Source organism: Flavobacterium psychrophilum DSM 3660 = ATCC 49418 (genome assembly GCF_002217405.1).
Lineage (GTDB): Bacteria > Bacteroidota > Bacteroidia > Flavobacteriales > Flavobacteriaceae > Flavobacterium > Flavobacterium psychrophilum.
Window position 1 is genome coordinate 1 of record NZ_MUHE01000025.1, and the last position, 21653, is coordinate 21653.

22 protein-coding genes, 1 tRNA gene and 1 pseudogene are annotated in these 21653 nt (G+C 33.1%); 19 read left to right on the top strand and 5 right to left on the bottom strand.

Annotated elements, in window-relative coordinates; translation table 11 throughout:
• Positions 1 to 39: 39 nt before the first annotated feature.
• Positions 40 to 506: pseudogene (locus B0A57_RS06965) on the top strand (IS982 family transposase); the annotation flags it as partial.
• A gap of 199 nt (positions 507 to 705) precedes the next feature.
• Here B0A57_RS06965 and B0A57_RS06970 read toward each other — a convergent pair.
• From B0A57_RS06970 to B0A57_RS06990, 5 genes are all read right to left on the bottom strand, one after another.
• Positions 706 to 790: transfer RNA gene (locus tag B0A57_RS06970), tRNA-Ser, on the bottom strand.
• A gap of 53 nt (positions 791 to 843) precedes the next feature.
• Positions 844 to 1872, bottom strand: a complete 1029-nt coding sequence (locus tag B0A57_RS06975; RefSeq protein WP_038467017.1) for an asparaginase — start codon at positions 1870 to 1872, stop codon at positions 844 to 846.
• Positions 1862 to 2995, bottom strand: a complete 1134-nt coding sequence (locus tag B0A57_RS06980) for a 1-acyl-sn-glycerol-3-phosphate acyltransferase (protein ID WP_038467014.1) — start codon at positions 2993 to 2995, stop codon at positions 1862 to 1864. The genes B0A57_RS06975 and B0A57_RS06980 overlap by 11 nt, the downstream gene beginning before the upstream one ends.
• A 52-nt stretch (positions 2996 to 3047) precedes the next feature.
• Positions 3048 to 3818, bottom strand: coding sequence for a TatD family hydrolase (locus tag B0A57_RS06985; RefSeq protein ID WP_011964379.1), 771 nt, complete (start codon positions 3816 to 3818; stop codon positions 3048 to 3050).
• A 118-nt stretch (positions 3819 to 3936) separates the two neighbouring features.
• Positions 3937 to 5190, bottom strand: a complete 1254-nt coding sequence (locus B0A57_RS06990) for an NAD(P)/FAD-dependent oxidoreductase (RefSeq protein WP_011964378.1) — start codon at positions 5188 to 5190, stop codon at positions 3937 to 3939.
• A 98-nt stretch (positions 5191 to 5288) separates the two neighbouring features.
• On the opposite strand from B0A57_RS06990, the gene B0A57_RS06995 reads away from it, so the two are divergent.
• The 18 genes from B0A57_RS06995 (at position 5289) to B0A57_RS07080 (ending at position 21652) form a co-directional block, all read left to right on the top strand.
• Positions 5289 to 6809, top strand: a complete 1521-nt coding sequence (locus B0A57_RS06995; protein ID WP_011964377.1) for an HAL/PAL/TAL family ammonia-lyase — start codon at positions 5289 to 5291, stop codon at positions 6807 to 6809.
• Between the two features lie 40 nt (positions 6810 to 6849).
• A complete protein-coding gene (locus tag B0A57_RS07000) occupies positions 6850 to 8007 on the top strand; it encodes a WG repeat-containing protein (RefSeq protein WP_011964376.1) in 1158 nt (385 codons plus the stop codon).
• 155 nt (positions 8008 to 8162) lie between these two features.
• Positions 8163 to 8894 (top strand): 3-oxoacyl-ACP reductase FabG, encoded by a 732-nt coding sequence (gene fabG / locus B0A57_RS07005; RefSeq protein ID WP_034099454.1) that lies wholly within the window; start codon positions 8163 to 8165, stop codon positions 8892 to 8894.
• Between the two features lie 10 nt (positions 8895 to 8904).
• On the top strand, positions 8905 to 10140 hold the full coding sequence (locus tag B0A57_RS07010) for a beta-ketoacyl-[acyl-carrier-protein] synthase family protein (RefSeq protein WP_011964374.1): 1236 nt from the start codon (positions 8905 to 8907) through the stop codon (positions 10138 to 10140).
• Positions 10133 to 10384, top strand: coding sequence for an acyl carrier protein (locus B0A57_RS07015; protein WP_011964373.1), 252 nt, complete (start codon positions 10133 to 10135; stop codon positions 10382 to 10384). The genes B0A57_RS07010 and B0A57_RS07015 overlap by 8 nt, the downstream gene beginning before the upstream one ends.
• A gap of 69 nt (positions 10385 to 10453) precedes the next feature.
• Positions 10454 to 11344, top strand: a complete 891-nt coding sequence (locus B0A57_RS07020) for an LpxL/LpxP family acyltransferase (RefSeq protein WP_011964372.1) — start codon at positions 10454 to 10456, stop codon at positions 11342 to 11344.
• A 97-nt stretch (positions 11345 to 11441) separates the two neighbouring features.
• Positions 11442 to 13097 (top strand): phytoene desaturase family protein, encoded by a 1656-nt coding sequence (locus tag B0A57_RS07025; RefSeq protein WP_034099452.1) that lies wholly within the window; start codon positions 11442 to 11444, stop codon positions 13095 to 13097.
• A 10-nt stretch (positions 13098 to 13107) separates the two neighbouring features.
• On the top strand, positions 13108 to 14010 hold the full coding sequence (locus B0A57_RS07030; RefSeq protein WP_011964370.1) for an NADPH-dependent FMN reductase family protein: 903 nt from the start codon (positions 13108 to 13110) through the stop codon (positions 14008 to 14010).
• Positions 14011 to 14027: 17 nt separating this feature from the next.
• Positions 14028 to 15161, top strand: a complete 1134-nt coding sequence (locus tag B0A57_RS07035) for a beta-ketoacyl-ACP synthase III (protein ID WP_034099450.1) — start codon at positions 14028 to 14030, stop codon at positions 15159 to 15161.
• Between the two features lie 6 nt (positions 15162 to 15167).
• Positions 15168 to 15602 (top strand): hypothetical protein, encoded by a 435-nt coding sequence (locus B0A57_RS07040; protein WP_034099448.1) that lies wholly within the window; start codon positions 15168 to 15170, stop codon positions 15600 to 15602.
• A 75-nt stretch (positions 15603 to 15677) separates the two neighbouring features.
• Positions 15678 to 16076: an ABC transporter permease gene (locus B0A57_RS07045; protein WP_394797936.1), complete on the top strand. Its 399-nt coding sequence runs from the start codon at positions 15678 to 15680 to the stop codon at positions 16074 to 16076.
• Positions 16077 to 16082: 6 nt separating this feature from the next.
• Complete coding sequence (locus tag B0A57_RS07050) at positions 16083 to 16487, top strand: hypothetical protein (protein ID WP_034099445.1); 405 nt, start codon at positions 16083 to 16085, stop codon at positions 16485 to 16487.
• Positions 16487 to 17485, top strand: a complete 999-nt coding sequence (locus tag B0A57_RS07055; RefSeq protein WP_038467010.1) for a BtrH N-terminal domain-containing protein — start codon at positions 16487 to 16489, stop codon at positions 17483 to 17485. The genes B0A57_RS07050 and B0A57_RS07055 overlap by 1 nt, the downstream gene beginning before the upstream one ends.
• Before the next feature lie 42 nt (positions 17486 to 17527).
• Positions 17528 to 18151, top strand: coding sequence for a type II toxin-antitoxin system toxin DNA ADP-ribosyl transferase DarT (gene darT / locus B0A57_RS07060; RefSeq protein ID WP_038467008.1), 624 nt, complete (start codon positions 17528 to 17530; stop codon positions 18149 to 18151).
• A 4-nt stretch (positions 18152 to 18155) separates the two neighbouring features.
• A complete protein-coding gene (gene darG, locus B0A57_RS07065; protein WP_038467005.1) occupies positions 18156 to 19190 on the top strand; it encodes a type II toxin-antitoxin system antitoxin DNA ADP-ribosyl glycohydrolase DarG in 1035 nt (344 codons plus the stop codon).
• Positions 19191 to 19202: 12 nt separating this feature from the next.
• Complete coding sequence (locus tag B0A57_RS07070; protein ID WP_074460258.1) at positions 19203 to 19955, top strand: ABC transporter ATP-binding protein; 753 nt, start codon at positions 19203 to 19205, stop codon at positions 19953 to 19955.
• Positions 19945 to 21228, top strand: a complete 1284-nt coding sequence (locus B0A57_RS07075; RefSeq protein WP_034099434.1) for an ABC transporter permease — start codon at positions 19945 to 19947, stop codon at positions 21226 to 21228. The genes B0A57_RS07070 and B0A57_RS07075 overlap by 11 nt, the downstream gene beginning before the upstream one ends.
• Positions 21203 to 21652, top strand: a complete 450-nt coding sequence (locus B0A57_RS07080; protein WP_011964360.1) for an acyl-CoA thioesterase — start codon at positions 21203 to 21205, stop codon at positions 21650 to 21652. Before B0A57_RS07075 ends, B0A57_RS07080 begins: the two co-directional genes overlap by 26 nt.
• Position 21653 lies beyond the last annotated feature (1 nt).

A 21653-nucleotide genomic window follows, 5' to 3' on the forward strand; every position in this document is an offset into this window, starting at 1 on the left:
TTAAAGCTAAATTGGTATTAGATGTTGGTATAAAACAAAAAAATATCCGATTTAGAAGTAGTTGCATTAAGTTTGACAGCTGAATTTATGTCTATTGATAGTGAGAATTCTTTATTTAAAGAGCTTGATAAGCAACAAATTCCTAATTTAATCAAGCGAAGTCAATTCAATAAAAGAAGATGAAAGTTGTTTTTATTTTCAGAAGAAATAAGAACAAAATTAGCCTCACGGTTTTAGAATTTGAAGATTATTATAGAGTCGATAGTATGCCGTTGGAGATTTGCAAATTTGCTCGTCATAGGAGAATTAAAATCTGTAAAAATGAGTTCGAAACAGCTCCTTCAAAAGGGTTTTGTGCTTCTCAAAACAACTGGTTTTACGGATATAAATTACATGGAGTTTGCTCCATTAATGGGATTTTTCATTCCGTAGATATTACAAAAGCAGAAGTTCATGATGTTCATTTTTTAAAAAACAGAAAACAAGAAATGTCTGATTGTGTGTTACCCTGATGCAGTAAAATGTATTAGGGTTTTTTGTTTTGTGTAAAATGTGTAAAGTATGCACCTAAAAAACAAACATTTATTTTTTTATTAAGATGGTAGTTATTAGCTTAATTTTTAATAACAATACAGAAATCGTACAAATTACAGAATTAAAAAACCCTAAACACTTAATTTGTAAGCGATTAGGGTTTTTATTAAGCAGAGAGGAAGGGATTCGAACCCTCGATATGTTACCATATACACGCTTTCCAAGCGTGCGCCTTCAGCCACTCGGCCACCTCTCTTTATGTTTTGCAAATAAAAGAATAATTTTCTTGGAATTTAAGTATTTTCGAGATTAATTCATCTCGCCACGTAAAGAAGTTTCGAAAATGGTTTTAAAAACGCTTGGAGCTACTTTTTGTCCTAGTAAATACATGAGTTTTGTTATGGCTGCTTCGGTAGTAATGTCTTTGCCAGATATAATTCCTATTTGCTTAAGTTGTGAGCTGGTTTCGTATTGTCCCATATTAACGCTTCCTCCAGAGCATTGTGTAACGTTTATAATATGTAATCCGTTTTTGATGGCGTTTTCTAGCAAACTGATAAACCATTTTTCGGTAGGGGCATTGCCAGAGCCATAGGTTTCTAATACAATTCCTTTTAGATTTGGAATAGATAAAATGGTTCGAATTACTTTTTCATTAATACCTGGAAAAACTTTAAGAATAACTACATTGTCATCAAAATTAGTGTTTACTTTTAGTTTTTTGCTGGTGTTGTTTTTTAACAAAACATTTTCGCTAACATTTAGGTGTACACCAGATTCTGCTAATGCAGGAAAATTGGGTGAATTAAAAGCGCTAAAATGTTCGGCACTTATTTTTGTTGTTCTGTTGCCACGGTATAATTTGTATTCGAAATACAAACAGACTTCATTAATGATTGATTTGTTTTTGTTTTTTAGTGTTGCAACCTGAATGGCTGTGATTAGATTTTCTTTGGCATCGGTTCTTAAATCTCCAATAGGCAGTTGGGAACCCGTAAAAACCACTGGTTTGTTTAGGTTTTCGAGCATAAAACTTAATGCCGAAGCAGAGTATGACATGGTATCTGATCCGTGTAGGACTACAAACCCATCATAATCATCGTAATTTTCTTTAACTATAATGGCTATTTTTTTCCATTCTTCGACATTCATATTAGAAGAATCGATAGGTTTTTGGAAAGAAACCGTTGCAATATTACAGTCTAGTAATTTAAGTTCGGGGATATTTTTTAGCAATTTCTTGAAATTGAATGCTTTGAGAACGCCAGTTTCAAAATCCTTGACCATTCCTATGGTTCCGCCAGTATATATGAGTAGTATATTGGCTTTAGATGGCATTGTTATATTTCATTTTATTAGCTACAGGATTGGCATACATGGCAAGAAAACTTTCGACCATTTGTGGGTTCTTAGCGTCTATTTTTAGTTCTAAACGGCGTTCGAAAAGTGATTTTTCGTTCTCGGTATAATGACTAGAAAATTTGTTGGTTTTATGTAGTATATCGTAAGCTATAAAGTTTGTTGGCCACAATTTATAAGATTTTAAAATAGATTGGTCTACAACTTGTGTTAAGGCTTGAATTTGCTTGTTTGTGTTTGAAAATTCGGCTTTAATGGTGTCTAATTCGGCCTCTAAAACGTCTCCAATATGTATGTGAATTCTTTTTTTCTGACCCAAAACGCCACTCAAAATGTTCTGAAAATCTTCATTACCACTCTTAACATAGGTTTCCTGGTTGGCTTCTGCCATAAGTTGTGGCATTTTTAGCGCATCGGTAGGATCGTACTCGTAAGAAATAGCAACGGGAACAATTTTTAATTCCTTGCAATAATCCATTGCATCTTTTTTGGAAGCCATGGTTAGCATTTTTAGCACGCCCGAATTGGTTGCATCGTTGCCGTCTTTTGTTCTTCCTTCTCGTTGTGCGATCCAAACAGAACGGTTTTCGTGCAATAATAAATGTCCTATATATTCTGATAATAATTGCGAACTTTGTAATAATTCTCTTGGAGATAATCCTCTTTGTACTACAAAATTTCTATTTAATTTGGCGAGTAATTTTAAAAAATCTTTCTTTACTAAATTGTCGCCAATTGCCGATGCTGTCATGATCAATTCATGTTCGAAAAGGGCGGTATTTAACAAGCAAGTGTCAAGAATTATATCGCGATGATTTGATATAAAAAGGTAGGATGTATTTTTTTTTAACTTTTCGAAACCTGAAGTCGATAGGCCTTCGGAGCTTTTTTCAAGTACTTTTCTAATGGTTTCGTATATAAAATTACACTGAAAATCTCTTATAGAATGTGTTTTGCGAAGCTGGTTTTTCCAGACTTCGTCGTCTACTCCAGGAAAAGCAAAATTCATCATTGCTTTAAGCATCGGGTGTTTTAATGAGTCTTGTAAAGCGGAGTTTACTTCGGCATCATAATAAGGACGAATGGTATCAAATTTAGACATGTTGTAACTTAGATTATTCCTACAAAGAACGGATTTTTTTTTGGAAATATAATTAACAGTTTCTAAAAATGGACAAAGCATTTTTAGTTGTAATCCTAGCAATTTCTTCGGTTGGAAGATTGTAAATTTCCGATAGTTTCTTAGCAACTAAAGCGACATGAGCACTTTCGTTTCGTTTTCCTCGAAAAGGAGCTGGTGCTAGGTAAGGAGAGTCGGTTTCTAGCACGATATTTTCAATATTTATTTGATGTAAAAACTGATCTATTTTTCCGTTTTTAAAAGTTACAACGCCGCCAATTCCTAGTTTCATGTTGTATGAAATGGCTTGCAAGGCTTGCTCGTAATTTCCAGAAAAACAATGAAAAACGCCAAATAAATCATCGCCTTTTTCGAGTTCTAGGATTTCGAAAATTTCCTCGAAAGCATCACGACCATGAATGTTTATAGGTAGTTTATACTTTTTTGCTAATTGTATTTGATACTGAAATGCTTTTTTTTGAATATTTAAAGTGGTTTTGTCCCAATATAAATCGATGCCAATTTCGCCAATAGCGGCAAATTTTCTTTTAGCTAATTGGGTTTCTACATGTTGCAATTCTTCGAGGTAATTTTCTTTTACATAACAAGGGTGCAAACCCATCATTAGGAATATGTTTTTAGGATATTGGGCTTCTAAGTCATACATTTTTTGGGTATAACTAGCATCTATCGAAGGAATGAAGAGCCGAGAAACTCCTCTTGAAATTGCATTTTTAATCATTTCATCTCGATCGGAATCAAACTCGTTAGCATATAAATGAGTATGCGTATCTATTAATGGCATTTATTTGTTTTTTGCATCAAAATTAAAAAAAAATGTCACAAAAAAAGAGATTCCCAATGTTTTTGAATAATTTGAGGAATCTCTGTGTTGTTTTTTAGAATTTGTATTAATGCTTAATTCAAATTTTTTCTGTCATTTCTTTTTCACTATTGATGATATGTGCCATGTTCTTAATCAAATTATCGTGTTTTTTTACAAACGGATTGGTTTGGTCCCAGACATAACCAGCTAGTACAGCGCAAATTTTACGTTTTACATCTGGATTTTCTGGCTGATGAAAAAATAAAGTTTGTAAGTTTCCTGTGTACCATTCTTTTACATAAGTGGTAAAAACGTTAATACCACGACGCATATATTCTGTAAATTCGGTTTCCCAATTTACAGTAATTCCTTGGGTTTCTTTGATAAATAATTTAGCGGCAAGCATTCCAGATTCTGTCGCAAAAGCAACACCTGAAGAAAAAACGGGGTCTAAAAATTCAGAACTGTTTCCAGTTAATGCAAAACCGTCGCCGTACATGCTTTTTACAGATCGAGAATAGTTTTCTAATTTTACAGGTTCGAAAGCAAACTCGACACCACCAAAACGGTTAATGTAATAGTCGGACATTTTAATAGCATTGTTTAAAGCTTCAATTTTATTATTGTCTTGAGATAATGAGTTAATAAAATGAGTTGGCCCAACAACACCTAAACTTGTATTTCCGTTAGAAAAAGGAATTACCCATAACCAAACTTCGGTTTCTAAAATATCAAAAGAGATTAAAGTTCCTTCTTCTCCTTGGGGTCTATTTATATCGACTACGTGTGTGAATATTGCTGAATGGGGGTCTAATTTAGAGGGTGTGTCTAAATCCAGTAATCTTGGCAAAACCCTTCCGTAACCGCTAGAATCGATGATAAATTTAGCATGAATTTCTTTTTCAACACCCTTTTTATCTTTCACAACAGTGATAGAATTTTTTCCTTCAAAAGCCACAGATATTACTTCACTTTCAAACTCTAAATCGATGCCTTTACGAATTACTTCTTGTGCCATCGTGTTATCGAAATCGGCTCTAGGTACTTGCCAAGTCCAATCCCAACCTTCGCCGTATTTATTACTAAAATCGAAAACGCATATTTCTTGACCACGAATAAAACGAGCACCTAATTTTTTTTCAAAATTCATTGCCTCGAGAGATTCTAATAATCCTGCTTCTGCAAAATGATCCATAACACGGGGAATTAAGCTTTCGCCAACAACGATTCTTGGAAACTTTGTCTTTTCGACAACTTTTACTTTAATGTTGTTATTGTGTAGGTGAGATGCCGAAACACAACCAGACGGACCAGCACCAATTACCAAAACATCGACAAACTCTTTTAGCATGTTTAAAATATTACTGATTAATACCTATATTTGTGACTTCAAAGTTAACAACATTAATTTCAATAAAAAATTAATTTACTAAAATAAAAGGAGTTAAAATGAATATTATTAATGAGTTTTTAAGCTTAAAAGAATTTGAAGCGATAGTTTTTAATGATTCTAAAATAGAGATAAGCGACATTGTTTTAGATAGGGTAAATAAAAGTTTCGATTTTCTTAAAGCGTTTTCCGAAAATAAAGTAATTTATGGTGTAAATACAGGTTTTGGGCCTATGGCACAATATCGTATAAAAGACCAAGACAGGCTTCAGTTACAATATAATTTAATTAGAAGTCATTGCTCAGGAACAGGAAAACCTTTGAATCCGCTTTGTGTAAAAGCAGCAATTTTAGCAAGACTTAATACGCTTTCGTTAGGAAATTCTGGCGTTCACCCGTCATTAATTTACTTGATGAAGGAATTAATAAATAAGGATATTACACCCTTAATTTTCGAGCATGGTGGCGTTGGCGCTAGTGGCGATTTAGTACAATTAGCACATTTAGCACTAGTGCTTATAGGCGAAGGCGAAGTTTTTTATAAAGGCGAAAGAAGACTAACGCAAGAGGTTTTCGAATTAGAAAACTTGAAGCCTATTCAAGTCGAAATTAGAGAAGGATTGGCACTAATGAACGGTACTTCTGTAATGACAGGAATAGGGGTTGTAAATGTGCATAATGCTAATAAATTATTAGATTGGTCGCTTAAGTTTTCTTGTGCAATAAACGAAATTGTACAAGCTTATGATGATCATTTTTCGGCAGAATTAAACAACACAAAACGCCATAAAGGACAACGTGAAGTGGCCGAAAAGATGAGAACACACTTGGCAGACAGTACACTAATTAGAAAAAGAGAAGACCATTTATATACTGGCGAAAATACCGAAGATGTATTTAAAGAAAAAGTGCAAGAATACTATTCTTTGCGTTGCGTACCACAAATTTTAGGTCCCGTTTTAGAAACTATAAACAATGCAGCTTCAATTCTAGAAGACGAATTTAATTCTGCAAACGACAATCCGATTATCGATGTAAAAAACCAACATGTTTATCATGGTGGGAATTTTCATGGAGACTATATTTCTCTCGAAATGGATAAGCTAAAAGTTGTTATCACAAAATTGACGATGCTTGCAGAGAGACAACTAAATTATTTGTTAAATTCGAAAATTAACGAAATTTTGCCTCCATTTGTAAACCTAGGAACTTTAGGTTTCAATTTCGGGATGCAAGGCGTTCAGTTTACAGCAACATCAACAACTGCCGAAAATCAAATGCTATCTAACCCCATGTATATTCACAGTATTCCCAACAACAACGACAATCAAGATATTGTAAGTATGGGAACAAATGCTGCGGTGATTACAGCAAAAGTTATCGAAAACGCATTCGAAGTTTTAGCAATAGAACTTATTACCATTGTACAAGCTATAGATTGTTTAGACCAAAAAGAGGCGGTTTCATCGGTAACAAGAAAAATGTATGATGAGGTTCGAAAAATAATTCCAACATTTACTCAGGATCAAGTAATGTATCCTTTTGTGCAAAATGTAAAAGACTATTTGATAAATAATTAATACATTAGCATTAGGTTTTTACTCAAAAAACACACAAACTATGAAACCACAGATTTACAAATGTCAAAAAATAGATGTTAAAAAAAGGAGTAAAAAAGTAATATTTTTTTTGGTATTACTGATGCAATTTGCAAACGCTCAGGAACTTGCATTGGTAAGAAAAGAAGGTAAGTTTGGTTATATTTCTAAAACAGGAGAATTTGCCATTATGCCCCAATTTAAAACAGCAAAAAACTTCTCCGAAGGTTTGGCCGCTGCCGAGGAAAACAAAAAATGGGGTTTCATAAATACCAAAGGCGAATGGATAATTCCTGCCACTTTTGATGATGTAAAATATTTTAACAGCGGATATTGTGTGGTTGCCAAAGACAAAAAATGGTTCTATATAAACAAAAAAGGAGAACAACAAAAAGCACCAAATTCCGATAAAGTTTATGATTTTGAAGAAGGTGTTGCATTTATAAAACAAGGAGACAAAATAGGATTAATTAACACAAAACTAACAGTAATCCTAGAGCCAAAATACGACGTTATAAAATCATTTCAAAACGGATTTGCAAGAGTAAAAAATAATGACCGTTGGGGAATTATAGATAAAACAGGAAAGATTGTTGTCGAAATTATATATGACGACATAGGAGATTATTACAAAAAAACGACTTGGGCAAAAAATGGCACTGCATTTGGATTAGTAATTTTAGGAAAATTTAAAGCGATTGAAGGCGTCGATAAAATTTGGGATTTTCTAGCGCAAGACTTAACTTATGCCAAGAAAAACGAAAAAATAGGATTCATAGACTTAAAAGGAAACTGGATTATCGAACCCAAGTTCGACAAAGCAAGAGCATTCGTAAAAAACTTAGCGCCAGTTCAAATAGGTAAAAAATGGGGTTATGTAAACCTAAAAGGAACCATTGCGATAGAACCATTATATAATGATGCCGAGATTTTTAGTGCCGATGGTTTAGCACCCGTAAAAGACAAAGAATGGGGGTTTATAAATGAAACAGGAAAACTAGTTGTTCCTTGCGAATACGGTATTACAGCAGGTCTTTTTGCCATGTTTAGAGACGACGAAAAAGGATTTGTAAACGGTTTGGCAAGGGTAAAAAAAGAAAAAAAGTGGGGTTTCCTAAAAATAAATGGGGAAGCATTGGCAAACCAATGGTTTGATAGTGCAGAACCTTTTAAAAAATAATATAACGTTCGCCAAGCGGGCTAAGTTTACCAAGAATTGCCACATTTTTTTTTAAATGACAAATATAAAATCGTGTAATTCATGGTTGAAACACTAAATTTAGTACCCCTAGCCAAAAACATTTAAAATTCATCATTCAAAAAAAAAGGTTAAGTATGAAATGTGCTTTAGTAACAGGAGGTTCAAGAGGAATAGGTAGTGCAATTTGCAAAAAATTAGCAACAGATTCTGATTACCATATTCTCATAAATTATAAAGAGAACAAACAAGCTGCAGAACAAACGCTCGAAGAAGTCTTAAAATTAGGCGGAAAAGGAGAAATTATCCAATTTGGCGTTTGTAATTTTGAAGAAGTAAAAAACGTACTCACCCAATGGCAAGAGGCAAATCCAGAGGCGATTGTTGAAGTTATTGTAAACAATGCAGGAATTGCAAAAGACGGATTGTTTATGTGGATGACTCCCGAAGATTGGACAAGTGTGATAAATACCAGTTTGAACGGATTTTTTAATGTAACCAACTTTTTTATTCAAAAAATGTTACGCAACAAATACGGACGAATCGTAAATATGGTCTCTGTTTCGGGCGTAAAAGGAACACCAGGACAAACCAATTATTCTGCCGCAAAAGGAGCAGTTGTTGCCGCTACAAAAGCATTAGCACAAGAAGTAGGCAAACGAAATATTACCGTAAATGCCGTTGCTCCAGGATTTATAAGAACAGATATGACTAGTAATCTTGACGAAAAAGAACTCGTAAAAATGGTGCCTGCAAATCGTTTCGGAGAAGCCGAAGAAGTGGCAGACTTAGTGAGTTTTCTAGTATCAAGAAAATCAAGTTATATTACAGGAGAAGTTATTAATATTAATGGGGGAATTTATTCTTAAAAAATTATAAATGAATAAAAGAGTTGTCATTACCGGAATGGGAATTTACTCCTGCATAGGAACTTCATTAGACGAGGTTAAAAATTCATTATACGAAGGCAAATCGGGAATTGTTATCGATCCAGAACGGTCAGCATTTGGTTTCCAATCCTCGCTCACAGGAATGGTTCCCAAACCAGAATTAAAAAATTTACTTTCCCGAAGACAAAGAATAAGTCTTGGGGAAGAAACAGAATATGCCTATATGGCAACCATCGAAGCTCTTAAAAATGCCAAAATAGACGATACCTTTTTTAATGATAATGAGGTAGGAATTATGTACGGAAACGACAGCGTTTCTAAAGCAATCATTGAAGCTACCGACATAATTCGTGAAAAAAAAGACACTTCGCTCATAGGCTCTGGGGCGATTTTTAAATCGATGAATTCGACCGTAACCATGAATCTTTCTACTATTTTCAAACTAAGAGGAATAAATCTGACTATTAGTGCCGCTTGCGCCAGCGGTTCACATTCAATAGGTTTGGCTTATTTTCTGATAAAAAGTGGTTTTCAAGACATGATTATTTGCGGCGGAGCACAAGAAATAAACAAATATGCGATGAGCAGTTTTGACGGTTTGGGTGTTTTTTCGCCAAGACAAGACGAGCCAACTAAAGCATCTAGACCTTTCGATGCTTCTCGCGACGGATTAGTACCAAGTGGCGGTGGCGCAACTTTAATTTTAGAAAGTTACGAATCGGCAATAAAACGAGGAGCAAATATTATTGCAGAAGTTATAGGCTACGGATTTTCATCAAATGGAGGACATATTTCTACACCAAATGTCGAAGGACCAGCCACAGCCATGCAAAGAGCACTCGACGAAGCTAACGTAAAAGCTAGCGAGATAGATTATATTAATGCACACGCAACATCAACACCAGTTGGCGACGGAAACGAAGCCAAAGCAATATTAGAAGTTTTTGGCGAAAGCAATCCTTATGTAAGTTCTACAAAATCTATGACAGGTCACGAATGTTGGATGGCAGGAGCAAGCGAAGTTATATACTCGATACTCATGATGCAAAACGATTTTATCGCACCAAACATCAATTTAGAGAATCCAGATGAAGATGCAATAAAATTAAATTTAGTGAAAACAACGTTAAATAAAAAAATTGATATATTTTTGTCAAATTCCTTCGGATTTGGAGGAACAAATTCGGCATTAGTTATAAAAAAGTTTAAAAAGGGTGATGAATAAAGAAGAAATAGTAAAAAAAATAAATGATTTTTTGGTCGATGAGTTCGAAGTAAATCAAGATGATATTCAACCTGAAGCCAATCTAAAAGACACTTTAGGATTAGATAGTTTAGATTATGTAGATTTGGTAGTTTCTGTCGAATCTAATTTTGGTGTAAAACTAGTCGAAGTAGATTTTGTAGGAGTAGCTTCTTTTCAAAGTTTTTATGACTTAATCGAAAATAAAATTAAACTTAAAGGATAATCTAGACCTTTAGATTTAAAAGCAGCTTTTGCAATCTAACATCTAAAAATTAAAATCTAAAAATCCACAATGGCTCAATGGGAAGGAAAATCTAAAGGAACAGTATTGGGGTATAAGATTTTTGTTTTTTTTATAAAAAAAGCAGGAATCAAGACGGCCTATTTTATTCTTTATTTTGTAGCGACTTATTATTTTCTTTTTCTAAAAAAGAGCAATCGAGCTATTTTTTACTACTTCAAAGAACGGTTAGGATATTCTTATTTCAAATCAAAAAAAATGGTTTTCAGGAGTTATTATACTTTTGGACAAACCATTCTCGACAAAGTTTCTATTTCGGCAGGAATGCGAGATAAATTTTCTTACGAATTTGATGGCGTAGAAATATTAAAAAAACTGTTAGAAGAAAAGAAAGGAGGCGTTCTTATTAGTGCACACATTGGAAACTTCGAAATAGCAGAACATTTTTTTAGCGAAATAGATGTCGATTTTCAAATAAACCTTGTTACTACAGATTTAGAGCATTCTGCAATAAAAAATTATCTCGAAAAAATTTCAAAAAAATCAGGCATTAAACTTATTCTGATACAAGATGATTTATCCCATATTTTCGAAATAAATGCAGCTTTAGCAAGAAACGAATTGGTTTGTTTTACAGGCGATAGGTATTTTGAAGGCGTAAAATCATTAACAGAAAAATTATTAGGACAGGAAGCAAAATTTCCTGCAGGACCATTTCTTATTGCTTCAAGATTAAAAGTTCCAGTAGTTTTTGTTTATGTAATGAAAGAGCCTAATTTGCACTATCATTTATACACCAGAGAAGCAAAAGTAAACCATCGCAACGAAAAAGCATTGCTAAAAGAATATACACAAAGCCTCGAATCGATGCTAAAAGAATACCCATTGCAATGGTTTAATTATTTCGATTTTTGGACTCAATTAGAAAAAGAAAACAAATAAAAGACTAACGTACTGAAAATTAAAAAGTAAGATTTAATGTTTCTTCGCTTTCGTAGAGTCGTAATTCGTAATTATTTATACAACTTCAAAACATATTATGGAAGAATTTGATACAATTATAATAGGTTCGGGAGTAGGAGGATTAGCAACAGCGCTTTGTTTGTCAAGAGCAGGGCAAAAAGTTTTAGTGCTAGAACAGCATTATGTGCCCGGAGGCTGGAGCCATAGTTTTACTATAAACGGGCAACGGTTTAGTCCAGGAGTTCATTACATGGGTCTGGTAGATGAAGGTTACTCGACAAATAACTTATATAAAGGATTAGGAATTGCAAATGATCTTGTGTTTTTTAGAATGAACAAAAAGGGTTATGATCATTGTATTATTGATGATAAAAAATTCGACCTTCCAGCAGGCACAAAAAATCTAGAAGCTAGTCTTATTAAAGCATTTCCAAAAGAAGAAAAAAACATAAAAGAATACCTTTATTTAATTCAAAAAGTTAATGAGGAATTACAATTGATACCAACATTAAAAGGATTTTGGCAAAATATAACAGTACCTTTTAGAACAAAACATTTTGGAAAATTTGCACTATTTAACCTAAAACGAGTTATCGATTGGCATATAAAAGACCCAATGCTAAAAGCGGTACTCAACTCACAATGTGGCGATCATGGTTTACCACCAAATAAAGCCAGTTTTCCAGTACATTGTTCGGTCATGAACCACTATCTTGAAGGCGGTTTTTACCCTATGGGTGGCGGTGGCGGTATTGTAAAAGCAATGACAAACAAAATAAAAAGTCATGCAGGAATAATTAGAACACAACAATCGGTTGCTAAAATTTTACTAAAAGACAATAAAGCTTACGGAGTTCAATTAGCAGATGGAACACAAATTTTGGCAAAAAATATAGTTTCTAATGCAGATCCAACCGTGACGTTTCTAAAATTAATAGGAAGTGAAAACATTAGTAAAAAATTAAACAAAAAATTAACAAACACCAAATATTCAGTTACCTCACTAATTCTTTTTCTAACATTAGATATAGATGTAACCAAACTAGGCATAGATTCCGGAAATATCTGGAGGTTTAAAGACGAAAATTTAGACCAACATTTTGAAACATTAACAAAAGGAGACATTCTTTCAGACGACGAATTTCCAGCCCTTTTCTTAAGCTGTTCTACCTTAAAAGACCCTACAAGTTTCAACGGACGATATTATAATTTTGAAGCAGTTACTTATGTAGATTATGCTAGTTTTAAACAATTTGAGGGTATAAATGATTATCATTGTCTAGAATACCAGAAATTTAAAGAAAGAATCATCGAAAAATTCATGAATAGCATCGAAAAAATGATTCCAAACGCAAAACAACACATTGCGCAAGTCGAACTGGGAACACCAAAAACCAACCAATTTTATATAAATGCAACACAAGGAAATGTGTACGGAACCGAAAAAACTTTAAGCCAAATAGGCCCATTTGCTTATAAAAACAAAACCGAAATAGATAATTTATACCTTTGTGGTGCAAGTACATTATCTCACGGTGTAACAGGCGCAACTTTCTCAGGCATAGAAACAGCAGCAAGAATTCTAAATTGTACAAAAGACGATTTGCTAATAGAAGAACCAAACCAGAAACTACGAATTTATGATGCCGAAGACAAAACAACTTGGCCAGAATGGATACATGTAAAACGTTCGGATAAAGTGAGAAATTTCAAACAAGTTGCAAACACTTAAAAAGCAGAAAATGAAAAACATTCTCGTTATATATTATTCTCAATCAGGGCAATTAGAATCTATTGCAAGAAATATTGCAAAACCATTATTAAATTCTGATGAGGTTAATGTAGTGTTTCACGAAATTCAATTAGAAAAACCTTTCCCATTTCCATGGAATAAAGACGCTTTTTTTGATGCTTTTCCAGAATCTTTTTTGCAAATACCAACTGCTTTAAAACCCGTTCCCACCGAAATATTAAACACAAAATTCGATTTAATCCTTCTGCATTATCAAGTTTGGTATTTGTCGCCATCTATTCCAATTAATTCATTTCTAAAAAGCTCCGAAGCCAAAACACTTTTCAATAATACACCAGTTGTAACCATCAGCGGTTCTAGAAATATGTGGGTTATGGCACAAGAAAAAATTAAAGTTTTATTAAAAAGCAACAATGCACAACTTAAAGGAAATATAGCATTGGTAGATAGAGTAGGTAATTTAATAAGCGTGATTACCATTGTAGAATGGATGTTTTCTGGAGTAAAAAAGAAATACCTAGGTATTTTTCCTTTGCCAGGAGTTTCCGAAAAAGATATTGTCGAATCATCAAAATTTGGAGAAATAATCTTCAAAAACCTTCAAAACAATAATTTCGATAACCTTCAAGCCCAATTATTAGAAAGCAAGGCCGTAAAAATAAGTTCCTATTTAGTTAAAGTTGACAAAACAGCTAACAAAATCTTTAATAAATGGTCTAATATTATCAATAATAAAAAACAATCAAGAAAAACATGGCTAAAAATATTTAATATCTATTTGTGGCTTGCAATCTGGTTAATCTCACCAATTGTGTATATATTGCATCTTTTTTTATATCCATTTTATATTAAAAAAATTAGAAGAGAAAAAGCTTATTATCAAGGCGTTTAAAATACAATAATAATATTATGTTTGATGTTTACATTACAAAATCTGGAAAATATTTACCAAACAAAGTAATCTCGAACGATGAGATGGAAAACTTTTTGGGTCTTATAAATGAAGCAACATCTAAAGCAAGAAGAATAATTTTACGCAACAACAAAATTGTAGCCCGTTATTATGCAATTGATGAAAACGGAAATAGCACACACAGCAATGCCGAACTAACAAAAAACGCCATAACTGAATTGTTTGACGAAAGTTTTACAGCCCAAGACATGCAATTATTATCCTGCGGAACATCTACACCAGATGTATTCTTGCCATCTCACGCAGCGATGGTTCACGGATTGTTAAAAAACAAATCGGTCGAGCTAAATTCCTCAACAGGAGTTTGTTGTGCAGGAATGAACTCATTAAAATTCGGTTACCTTTCGGTAAAATCTGGAAACACAAAAAACGCAGTTTGTACAGGTTCAGAAAAAGTATCTACTTGGATGAAATCTGAAAAATACGAACAAGAAGTTGCCAATTTAAAACACCTAGAAGAGCAACCCATAGTAGCGTTCAAGAAAGATTTTTTACGCTGGATGTTGTCTGACGGAGCAGCCGCTTTCCTATTAGAAAACGAACCAAAAGGCGAAAGATCACTCAAAATAGAATGGATGGAAGCCTTCTCTTACGCTCACGAACTCGAAGTTTGTATGTATGCGGGTGGCGATAAATTAGAAAACGGAGAATTAAAACCTTGGAGTGATTACCATCCTGAGCAATGGCTCAACGAATCTATATTTTCTATCAAACAAGACGTAAAATTATTAGACAAAAACATTTTAATAAAAGGAGCGCAAAGCATGAAAGAAGCGTTAGATAAAAATAAGGTTTCAGCAGATCAAATAGATTATTTCTTGCCCCATGTTTCCTCTCATTATTTTGTTGAAGGGCTAAAAAAATCTTTCGCCGAAAACGGAATGGTAATTCCAAGCGAAAAATGGTTTATGAACCTTGCACAAGTAGGAAACGTAGGATCTGCTTCAATATATTTGGCATTAAATGAATTAATGAATTCTGGAAAACTTAAAAAAGGAGACAAAATTCTTTTATCAGTACCAGAAAGCGGGCGATTTTCGTATGCCTATGCTTATTTAACTGTTTGCTAGAAAAATATGGAAACATCAAATGCTATTTTTGAAAAAGAGTTTGTAGAAAATTTGTTGCCACAAAAGTTTCCTTTTGTCATGGTCGATAAAATGTACTCTTATACCGAAACCTCTTTAATTTCAGGACTAAAAATACAAAGTGATAATATTTTTTATCATAACGGAAGCTTCGTGGAAGCTGGATTAGTAGAACATATGGCGCAATCAGTAGCGTTACACACAGGATATCAATTTTATTTAAAACAAGAACCTGCGCCAACAGGTTACATAGGTTCGATTAAAGATATTGAGATAAAAGAATTACCAAAATTAGATGAAGAAATTCAAACAACAGTTTCTATTCTTCAAGAATTTGGAGGAATAACTTTAGTTGATATTGTTACAAAATTAAATGGTGTAGAAATCGCTACTGGCCAAATGAAAACGGTTTTAGCCAAATAATTTCAATAAGAAATGGATACAACTATAGACATAAAAAACTATTTGCCTCATCGTAAGCCTTTTTTAATGGTTGATATGATTCTGATAATGGATGAAGAAAAAGTTGAAACCATTTTTGAAATAAAAAGCGATAATATATTTATTCAAAACAATACTTTTATAGAAGCTGGATTAATAGAAAATGCGGCTCAAACCTGTTCTTCAATTGTTGCAAAAGATTATTTTGTAGATGAAAATAATGAAGACAAATCTGGCGTAGATGTGGTTGGCTTCATAAGTGCAATAAAATCATTAAAAATTCATAAACTTCCAGAGGTTGGAAGTACAATCAAAACAATTTCAACTTTAGTATCAAAATTCGTAACAGACGATTATAGTTTATGTACTATGAGTTGTCAAACGTTCAATAATGAAGAGTTACTTTTAGAAGGAGAGATTAATCTTTTTATTCAAGAAAATCATTCAAAACAATAGAAAGCTATGAAAGAAAACGAAGTTCCTCAAGACAAAGGCAATCTTTCTAAAAGCAACATGAAAGAATTGGTTTATGCAACCGATGAAAAAGGCAATTATACAACCGCTTTGAGCACTGGTTGGGAACCAAAAACGATAGCGCTTTCTAATTCTATTGATGAAATAAACGAACGAATTGCTACTGCAAAAGAACAAGTAAAAAATGCTGAAGTAAGTCCAATTGTTTATTTTATGGAATGCTCTAAAATGGATATTGGTGTGCTGTCTAGTTACGTTGGTATGTGGCAATGGCGCGTAAAAAGACATTTCAAACCTACCATTTTTGTTAAATTAAGTGATACCACTTTACAGAAATATGCCGAAACTTTTAATATTTCGGTTCATGAATTAAGAAATTTTAAAACAGATTAATGGAAATCAATTTCACACATCATCAATCTGCACATTGCGAAAACGGAGTAGCTTCTAATTTGCTTAAAAACAATGGTTTGAATATTAGTGAACCTATGGTTTTCGGTATTGGATCAGGGCTTTTCTTTGTTTATTTACCATTTATAAAAGTAAATTATGCACCAGCAATAAGTTACAGACCAATGCCTGGTGCTATTTTTAACAAATTAGCAAAACGATTAGGATTAAAAATAAAAAGGCAAAAATTTTCTAGCGAAGCCAATGCTACAAAAGCTTTGGATGAAAATCTGAAAAATAACATTCCTACAGGATTGCAAGTGGGTGTTTATAATTTGAGTTATTTTCCAGACGAATATCGTTTTCATTTCAACGCTCATAATTTAGTCGTTTACGGCAAAACCGAAACCGATTATCTTATTAGCGATCCAGTAATGGAAACCGTGACAACACTCACACATCAAGAACTAAATAAAGTACGTTTTGCCAAAGGAGCTTTTGCGCCAAGAGGACAAATGTATTACCCAATTCATATTCCTGCTACTATCGATTTAAAAAGTGCTATTATCAAAGGAATTAAGAATACTTGCCGAGATATGTTAGCTCCTGCGCCCATTATTGGTGTTAGAGGAATAAAGTTTGTAGCCAGTCGAATTAGAAAATGGCCAGTTAAACACGGAACCAAAAAAGCCAATCATTATCTAGCTCAAATGGTTAGAATGCAAGAAGAAATAGGTACTGGTGGTGGCGGTTTTCGATTTATTTATGCCGCTTTTTTGCAAGAATCAGCTGTGATTTTAGAAAACGAAAAACTAAAAGAACTGTCACTAGAAATGACAATAATTGGCGATTTATGGCGAGATTTTGCCGTAAACGCTTCTAGAGTTTATAAAAATAGAAGCACACAGGCGGATGTTTACAATACCATTGCCGATCAACTATTAGATATTGCCAATAAAGAAGAAGTTTTTTTTAAAAAATTAAAAGTGGCTGTTTCTTGAAATTGAAGAGTCGTTTTGTTTCAAAAAAACTATATTTGTGCAATGCCAGATTTGAATAAAATATTTTTGTTTCGTATGTTGCACATTGAGAATATTTCGCATATTCTGCAATATGGTATTACACATGTTAGTTCAAAAAACACTAATAAAGATTATATCCCTATTGGTGATGAGAGCTTAATCAATACAAGAGGCGAATTTTTATTAAATAATGGTAATAAACTCGGAGATTATATACCATTTTACTTTGGCGTACTAACCCCAATGCTCTATGTTATACAAAAAGGGTACAATAACGTTAAGACAACTTCCGCAGAAAATATTGTATATTTAGTATGTTCTATTCAAAAAATTATAGACAACAATTTAGAGTTTATTTTTACCGATGGTCATGCTATTGATGCAATGAGTACCCAATACTCTTTAGCAGAGATTAGTGAGATAGAAAGTTTGTTAGATTTTAAAACTATAAAAGACAGAAACTTTAAAGACCCGAACGATTTGGATAAAACGAGAAGAAAACAAGCGGAATTTTTGGTAGCGAGTGACGTCCCATCAAGTGCTATTGTTGGTTTTATAACTTATAATGAAAATACCCAAAACAAGTTGATTGAATTAGGAATTGTAGAAGCAAAGATAAAAATTATTAAAAATTATTATTTTTAAAGATATGATACATTATAAAAGTGCTAATTTATTAGAAAGCGAAGCAGAGGCATTGGTTAATACTGTTAATACTATAGGTGTTATGGGTAAAGGAATTGCTTTGCAGTTCAAAAACCAATATCCTAATAATTATAAGTTATATGTTGCTGCCTGCAAAGTAAAAGAAGTACAAGTTGGCAAATTATTTGTTACCGTAGAAACCTCTTTGTTAGGGGGAGAAAAAATAATTATTAATTTTCCTACTAAAACAGATTGGCGCAAACCATCGGAATACAACTATATTGAAGCTGGTTTGCAAGATTTAGTTAAAGTAATCAGAGAAAAAGATATTAAATCTATTGCTATTCCATCGCTTGGAGCAGGAAATGGAGGTTTAGATTGGAATAAAGTAAAAATAATAATGGAACAATATTTAACCAATGTTAATTGTGATATTTACATCTATCAACCCAATGCAGCAATACAAGAAGGATTAAAAAAAGAAAGAGTAAAACTAACACCTGCAAGAGCAATGCTACTATCAGTATTGTTTGATTTAGTTAAAAACGGGGAATTTGTTTCCGAATTTTCAGCTGAAAAAATAGCTTATTTTTTACAACGATTTGGAGCAAAAGAAAGTTTCAAACTAGAGTTTCAACCCAATTTTTATGGACCATATTCAGGAAAGGTTAAACACGTTTTATATCATTTGAATGGAAGTTATATTTCAGGTTATAGCTCTAAAGACAAAAAGCCATTTGACGAATTAAGTTTAATGGTTGATGCAGAAAAAGAAGTAAATATCTATTTAGATGGTCAAGAAAATGAAAAGTATAAATTGATAGTGCTAAAAACCAAAATGTTTTTATCTGGTTTTTATGCTGATTTTGGTTTGGAATTATTATCTACAATAGATTTTATTATAGCCGAAAAACAAGTAAAATCTATTGAAGATATTACCAAACATCTTGAAAATTGGAGTCATAGAAAAAAGACAATGTTTACCAATCCAAAATTTATTGCGCTTGCTGTTCAAAATATCGAAAAACATCTAGCGTAAGCATAATCCCTAATGAAACCCATTATCCAAATAACCCAACTCTCCAAAAAGTACAAAGATGCCGAAATGTATTCTTTGAGCGACTTTACACTTTCTATATACGAAGGTCAAATTTTTGGTTTGTTAGGCCCAAATGGCGCTGGAAAAACAACTCTAATATCCATGCTTTGCGGATTAGTAAAACCAACATCAGGAGGTTTTTCGATTGATGATTTGACGTATGCAAAAAATTCTAGCGAGATAAAAAAAATCATTGGAGTAGTTCCTCAAGAATATGCCTTATATCCCACATTAACCGCAAGAGAAAACTTACTATATTTTGGAAGTATGTATGGTTTGAAAGGGAATGATTTAAAAGAAAAAGTAATCGAAAGCCTTGATTTATTAGGATTGTTGAAATTTGCCGACAAACGAATAGAAACTTTTTCTGGCGGAATGAAACGCCGAATTAATCTAATCGCAGGGATTTTGCACAATCCAAAAGTGCTTTTTCTAGACGAGCCAACAGTGGGTGTCGATGTGCAATCTAAAAATGCCATTATCGATTATCTAAAAAAACTTAACAAAAACGGAACAACCATAATTTATACTTCGCACCATTTATCCGAAGCACAGGATTTTTGTACCGATATTGCTATTGTCGATAGAGGGAAAATTTACGCAGAAGGAACACCAAATAATTTGATTGCTTCTACTGCAAACGCTCGAAATTTGGAAGACGTTTTTATTGCATTAACCGGAAAAGAATTGCGAGATGATATATAAATTGTTCATGTCGGTTTACAAAGAATTCCTACTCTTAAAAAGAGATATAGGTGGCGTTGTCATTCTGTTTATCATGCCATTGGTACTTATAATTACAGTAACTTTAATTCAGGACAGCACTTTCAAAACGGTTAGCGATGCCAAAATCCCCATTCTTTTGGTAGATAACGACAAAGGAAATGTATCTAAAACGGTTTTCGATAATTTACAAAAAAGCAATATTTTTACGGTTGTGACCAAAATAAATGACGAACAACTAACCGAATCATCGGCTAAAGAAGCTGTTTTTAAAGGGAAATATCAATTAGCTATCATTATTCCAGAAAAACTAAGTGCCGATTTACAATCTAAAATCGACCAAAATGTCGAAAAAATTACGGCTAGTTTAGGAATGAGCGATACTTTGGCGAAAGCCGAAAAGACTACAATTGTCAATCAAAAAGAGGTAAAATTGTATTTTGATCCTGCGGTACAAATGAGTTTCAAAAATGCAGTCATGAGTTCTATTGATAAGATGATTTCTCAAATTGAAACCAAATCAATTTATGCTACTTTCCAAGCGCAATTAGGAGAAGAAACAACCAGTTTCGAACAAAAAAGTTTTATCACATTCAAAGAAATTGTTCCAAAAGTAAATAATGAAGAAATTATTCCAAATTCGGTACAACACAATGTACCAGCTTGGACTTTGTTTGCCATTTTCTTTATTGTAATTCCATTATCTATAAACATTGTAAAAGAAAAATCGCAAGGAACTTTTGTTCGTTTACGTACCAATCCAGTTTCTAATGTAATTGTAATTGCTGGCAAAACAATAACGTATTTAATCATTTGTATGATTCAGTTTTACATGATGATTTTAGTGGCAATTTTCTTATTTCCACACATAGGTTTACCATCATTAAATGTAGAAGGTAACTTATTTTTGATGAGTATAGTAGCGCTATTTTCAGGATTTGGTGCCATTGGCTTCGGAATATTATTAGGAACAATTGCCAAAACACAAGAACAATCGGCTCCGTTTGGCGCCACTTCTGTCATTATATTGGCAGCCATAGGTGGTATTTGGGTTCCTGTTTTTGCTATGCCAAAAATGATGCAACTCATAGCGCAATCTTCTCCTATGAATTGGGGATTGAATGCCTTTTATGATGTGCTTTTGCGTCATGGTTCTATAGTAGATATTCTACCAGAAATAAGTTTATTATTTTTATTTTTCATAATTACCACAACCATTGCCTTGCAGTATGATAAGAAGAAAAGAGCAGTTTAACGAAGCAAAGGAGTTAAGCATTTCACACGAAATTAGAGTTCGTTTTAACGAAACAGATCCATTAGGAATTGTTTGGCATGGCTATTATATTACTTATTTTGAAGACGGTCGTGAAGCGTTTGGCCGTCATCACGGACTATCATATCTCGATATTTTCGATAGTGGATTTACAACGCCAATTGTCAAATCTACTTGCGAACACAAGTTGTCTTTGCGTTATGGCGATGTAGCTCGAATAGAAACTACCATTGTAAATACGCCTGCTGCCAAAATGATTTATAGATATGTTATTTATGATGCCAATAACGAAATTGCTTGTACAGGCGAAACTGTTCAGGTTTTTTTAGATAAAAATGGAGATTTAATGCTAACCAATCCGCCTTTTTATGAGGAATGGAAACGTAAAGTGGGTTTAATAAAATAAG